This is a genomic window from Actinomycetes bacterium (assembly GCA_036000965.1).
GTDB lineage: Bacteria > Actinomycetota > CALGFH01 > CALGFH01 > CALGFH01 > DASYUT01.
In genome coordinates this window covers 1-4,385 of sequence record DASYUT010000271.1, presented here as the reverse complement: position 1 = coordinate 4,385, position 4,385 = coordinate 1, and the positions used below count along the sequence as shown (strand labels likewise).

The following is a 4,385-nucleotide window of genomic DNA, read 5'->3' as shown; positions in this document are numbered from 1 at the left end:
TATGCCAAGCCAACGGGGTCGAGCTTGTTTGGCCTGCGACCATGCACCGGTTATTCCGACCCAAGCTGCAAACCCTCGGAGGCGATAACCGGCGGGCAAGAACCGGGTCCGGGGAACATCGGGGATGGATCCTCCGCTAAGCCCTCGGGCTGATGACAAGTACCGGCGCCCAGGTTCGTCTGGGCGAGGTCAGCTGAGCCGCGGCCACTGGCGAGCCGTCGCATAGCAGGGTTCTGCTGATTTCGGGGATGAGCCGGGCGTTTGATCGCCCAAAGGTGCGTGGAGGCTCCCGCTGCCGGTGGAGTTCCTGACCGACGAGCAGGCGGCAGCGTTCGGGCGGTTCACCGGGGTGCCGTCACAGGCGGACCTGGACCGGTTTTCCTCCTGGACGACGCCGACCTGGACCGGGTCGCCAAGCGCCGCGGCGCCCGCAACCGCCTTGGCTTCAGCCTCCAAATGACCACTGTCCGCTACCGGGCACCTTCCTGGCCGACCCCTTGGCCGTGCCCACCCAGGTCGTCGACTTCCTCGCCGCGCAGCTCGCCATCGCCGACCCCACGTGCATCAAGCAGTACGCCGCGCGCCCGGCGACCCAGTGGGAGCACACCGCCGAGCTCAGCGACACGTTCGGGTACCGCAACTTCAGCGACCCCACGGCCGCCGAGCAGCTGCGGGCGTTCCTGACCGCGCGCGCCTGGACCCGGATCGAGCCGTCCAAGGCGCTGTTTGACGCCGCGGTGCGCTGGCTGCGGGAGCACCGGGTACTGCTGCCGGGCGTGCACGCGCTGGCCAAGCTGGTCGCCGAGGTCCGCACCGCCGCAGAGACCCGGGTGTGGGACACGATCACCGCCGCCGCCACCGCGACCGACGTGGAGCTGCCCCGCCGGCTGGATGGGCTGCTGAAGGTCCCGCAGGGCGCACGGGTCAGCGAGCTGGAACGGTTCCGGCGCGGGCCAACCCGGATCTCGGGTCGGGAGCTGGTCGGCGCGCTGGACCGCGCCGGCGAGCTGGCCGGGCTGGGTGCTGGCGCGGTCGACCTCGCAGCGGTCCCGGCCAACCGGATCGAGGTGCTGACCCGCGACGGGCTGACCACCAAGCCCCGGTGCTTGACCGCCGCGCCGACGCCCGGCGGACCGTGGCGCTGGTGGCCACCAGCTCCGTCACTCCCGGCTGACTCACCTCGGCGAAGACGGCTGGTCCGCACCCATGCTCATGGGCCTGTCCGGCCACGACAACATCCGCAGCCTCTCCATCTACGTCAACGTCAGCGCCGAAGCCGTCGCCGCCGCCCTCGAGGAACAGACCCCGCCCGCCGCCGCAACCGCTGAACGGCTACTTTGCCCCTCGCCGTAGCTTCAGGATCTCCGCCCCGCCGGCCGCAACCGGCTGTCCTACGAGCGCCGAGTAGCTGTTCAAGCAGACCATCGGCTGGACGCTGCATCAGCTTCGCCACTCCCGGCTGACCACCTCGGCGAGGACGGCTGGACGGTGCCTATGCTCATGGCGCTGTCCGGGCACCAGAACCCGCGCACGCTGGCGATCTACGTCAAGCCCAGCGCCGAGGCTGTCAGCCGCGCGCTGGGCCGGCAGGACCGCAACCGACGTCGCCGCCGCTGACCTCTCCATCATCAGCCCGAGGGCGAAGCCATGGGACGTTGATGACGAGCTGTGGGCGTTGATCGAGCCGCTGCTGCCCAAGGTGGAGCGTCGGATCCGGCATCCGGGACGCAAGCGGCATCCTGACCGGTTGGTGTTCCAGGGCATCCTGTTCGTCCTGCACCGGGATCGCCTGGGAGCACCTGCCGCAGGAACTCGGCTTCGGTTCGGGTAGGACCTGCTGGCGTCGCCTGGCCGAGTGGACCGAGGCCGGTGCGTGGCCTCGGCTCCACGGGGTTCTCCTCGCCGAACTCCGCAGGGCGAACGCCCTGGACTTCTCCCGGGCGGCGGTCGACGGCTCCCATATCCGGGCGTTAAAGGGGGAGCCAAGACCGGACGAAGCCCCGTCGATCGGGGCAGGACGGGCAGCAAACATCACCTGATCACCGACGCCACCGGCATCCCGCTCGCCGCCACCTTGACCGGCGGCAACCGAGGCCGGCCCCGGCGCCGCCCGGACGTGGTGCTGGGCGACCGCGGCTACGACCACGACAAGTACCGCCGCCTGGTCTGGGATCTCGGCGTGAAGCCGGTCATCGCCCGCCGGGGCACCGAACACGGCTCCGGACTCGGCACCCAACGCTGGGTCGTGGAACGCGCGTTCGCCCACCTGCACTGGTTCCGCCGCCTGCGGATCCGCTGGGAGATACGCGACGACATCCACGAAGCCTTCCTCACCCTCGGATGCGCACTCATCTGCTGGCGACGCCTGAACTCATTCCGATAAGGAGTTTTAAGACGGCGTGCGGTGCAGGGGAGATCCTTCTGGATCGACGTACCGACGTACGCGGCGCGCTGCCGCTTCGCGAGGAGGTTGTCCGTCCACAGCGGACGGCAAAAGGCAAAGGCAAGGAGGTTACGCGCTCCTTGCCACTCTCAATGTATAGCGCACAGGGGGGCTTGCGGCAAGACCCGGGTCGTGTTGCAGAATCTCCGACCGAAGCCAGAACCTGCGGAAATCAGGGATTCGCGAAGTACGTGTGCTTTTGTCGACGTATGGGTCTCAGCGGGACGTCGAACCGACGGTGGGACTCGCGGTGCGGTTGCGCACTCGGCGCGGAGGTGCGGGTGTGCGCGCCGCCGGACTGCGCGGAGCAGCTGGCCGAAATGCAACCTTGTTGAATGGGGGGTTTCATGATTGACGTGATCGTTGCCGGCGGCGGACCGACCGGCGTGATGCTGGCCAGCGAGTTGCGGCTGCACGGCGTGCACGCGCTCGTGCTGGAGAAGGAGACGGAGCCGACCAGGGTTGTCCGCGCGCTCGGCCTGCACGCGCGCAGCGTCGAGGTGATGGACCAGCGCGGTCTGCTGGAGCGGTTCCTCGCGCTCGGCCAGCAGTACCCGGTCGGTGGTTTCTTCGCCGGCATCACCAAGCCGACGCCGGACCGGCTGGACACCGCACATCCGTACATCCTCGCCATCCCGCAGACCACCACCGAGCGCCTGCTGACCGAGCACGCCACCGAACTCGGCGTCGAGACCCGGCGCGGCTGCGAACTGGTCGGGCTGAGCCAGGACGACCACGGGATGACCGTCGAGCTGGCCGACGGCACGCAGCTGCGCTCTCGCTACCTCGTCGGCTGCGACGGCGGCCGCAGCACGGTGCGCAAGCTGCTCGGGGTCGGCTTCCCCGGCGAGCCCGCCAGGGTCGAGTGGCTGTTGGGCGAGGTGGAGCTGACCGCGCCGCCGGAGACGCTGAACGCCGTAATAGCCGAAGTCCGCAAGACCCATAAGGGGTTCGGCGCCGTGCCCCTCGGGGACGGGGTGTACCGCCTCGGCGCGCCCGCCAAGGGGGTGGCCGAGGACCGCACGGTCCCGCCGACCCTGGACGAGCTGAAGCAGCAGGTGCGGGAGCTCGCCGGCACCGACTTCGGCGCGCACTCACCGCGCTGGCTCTCCCGCTTCGGCGACGCCACCCGGCTGGCCGAGCGCTACCGGACCGGCCGGGTGCTGCTGGCCGGCGACGCGGCGCACATCCACCCGCCGACCGGCGGGCAGGGCCTCAACCTCGGCATCCAGGACGCCTTCAACCTCGGCTGGAAACTGGCCGCCGAGGTCAACGGCTGGGCACCGGAGGGGCTGCTGGACAGCTACCACACCGAACGGCACCCGGTGGCCGCCGACGTGCTGGACAACACCCGCGCGCAGATCGAGCTGACGTCCCTCGAGCCGGGTCCCCAGGCAGTGCGCCGGCTGGTGTCGGAACTGATGGACTTCGAGGACGTAAACCGGTACCTGATCGAGAAGATCACCGCGATCGGGGTCCGCTACGACTTCGGCGAGGGCCACGAACTGCTTGGCCGGCGGCTGCGGGACGTGGGGCTGAAGCGAGGGCGCCTCTACGGCCTGATGCACGGCGGCCGCGGGCTGCTGCTCGACCAGACCGGCCGGCTCTCGGTCGCCGGGTGGGCAGATCGGGTCGACCACGTCGTCGACGTCAGCGAGGAACTGGACGTGCCCGCGGCGCTGCTGCGGCCGGACGGCCACGTGGCGTGGGTCGGTGAAGATCAGCAGGATCTGCTCAGCCAGATGCCCAAGTGGTTCGGCGCGCCCGTCAACTGAACGCGCAGTCTGGCCCGAAAGGGTGGGCCGTTGTGACGGGATGCGCGACATCGTGGCGACGATCCAGGCCGAGCAGGACGAGATCATCCGGCTCGATCACCCCGAGGTGCTGGTGATCGAGGGCGGCCCGGGCACCGGGAAGACCGTGGTGGCGCTGCACCGCGTCA

At 69.9% G+C, this 4,385-nt stretch carries 4 protein-coding genes and 3 pseudogenes; all 7 read left to right on the top strand.

Annotated features, from left to right (window positions below; all coding sequences use genetic code 11):
- The first annotated feature begins 298 nt into the window (after positions 1–298).
- The 7 genes and pseudogenes from VG276_24105 to VG276_24075 all read left to right on the top strand — a co-directional run bounded on the left by VG276_24105 (position 299) and on the right by VG276_24075 (position 4,385).
- On the top strand, positions 299–460 hold the full coding sequence (locus tag VG276_24105) for a hypothetical protein (protein HEV8652386.1): 162 nt from the start codon (positions 299–301) through the stop codon (positions 458–460).
- A 22-nt stretch (positions 461–482) separates the two neighbouring features.
- Positions 483–797, top strand: a pseudogene (locus VG276_24100) (DUF4158 domain-containing protein).
- Between the two features lie 409 nt (positions 798–1,206).
- Complete coding sequence (locus VG276_24095; protein ID HEV8652385.1) at positions 1,207–1,353, top strand: hypothetical protein; 147 nt, start codon at positions 1,207–1,209, stop codon at positions 1,351–1,353.
- 135 nt (positions 1,354–1,488) lie between these two features.
- A complete protein-coding gene (locus VG276_24090) occupies positions 1,489–1,617 on the top strand; it encodes a hypothetical protein (GenBank protein HEV8652384.1) in 129 nt (42 codons plus the stop codon).
- A 10-nt stretch (positions 1,618–1,627) separates the two neighbouring features.
- Positions 1,628–2,383 (top strand): annotated as a pseudogene (locus VG276_24085) (IS5 family transposase).
- A 407-nt stretch (positions 2,384–2,790) separates the two neighbouring features.
- Positions 2,791–4,218 carry a rifampin monooxygenase gene (gene rox / locus VG276_24080; protein ID HEV8652383.1) on the top strand — a complete coding sequence of 476 codons (1,428 nt, stop codon included), beginning with the start codon at positions 2,791–2,793 and terminating at the stop codon, positions 4,216–4,218.
- A 34-nt stretch (positions 4,219–4,252) separates the two neighbouring features.
- Positions 4,253–4,385, top strand: a pseudogene (locus tag VG276_24075) (DNA/RNA helicase domain-containing protein).